The sequence below is a fragment of the Burkholderia sp. L27(2015) genome (genome assembly GCF_009765705.1).
Classification (GTDB): domain Bacteria; phylum Pseudomonadota; class Gammaproteobacteria; order Burkholderiales; family Burkholderiaceae; genus LMUX01.
In genome coordinates, this window is record NZ_LMUX01000063.1 from 1 (window position 1) to 515 (window position 515).

Annotated in this window: 1 pseudogene; it reads right to left on the bottom strand. The window is 61.7% G+C overall.

The features are described 5' to 3' along the window. Nucleotides 1–515, bottom strand: a pseudogene (locus GSQ77_RS29100) (hypothetical protein); the annotation flags it as partial.

Below are 515 nucleotides of genomic sequence, written 5' to 3' on the forward strand. Positions count from 1 at the left end.
GGCGCAACCGACGACCAGGCCGGGAATGTCGCGCAGTGCGGTGATTGAATTGTCGTTGTGGAAGTGGCCGCCGAATCCCTTCTGGTAACCCAGTGATGCGACTCGCATCACCATGGGGTTGCGGTACTGGTCGTTGGAGAAGAACTGCAGCGACGCCGCCTCGCCGCGGATCTGATCGCAGGCGTTGTGAAAATACGCCAGATACTGGATCTCCGGCAGCGGCAGCATGCCCATGTTGGCGTAGCCCTGGGCGAGCCCGAGGATCATCGTCTCGTCCAGCAGGGTGTTGAACACGCGGCTGCCCTTGAACGTCTTGTTCAAGCCCTTGGTGACGGTATACACGCCGCCTTTTTGTGCAACGTCCTCGCCGAACAGCAGCGCCTGCGGATACTTCGCCAGCAGATCGTGCAGTGCCTGATTGATCTGGATAGCCAGGTGCCGTGGCGGGAGGTTCTCCGGCAACTTCGCCTCGGCGCCGAATACTGCCAGGCGCTTCTCGGCGTAGTCGGCACGCG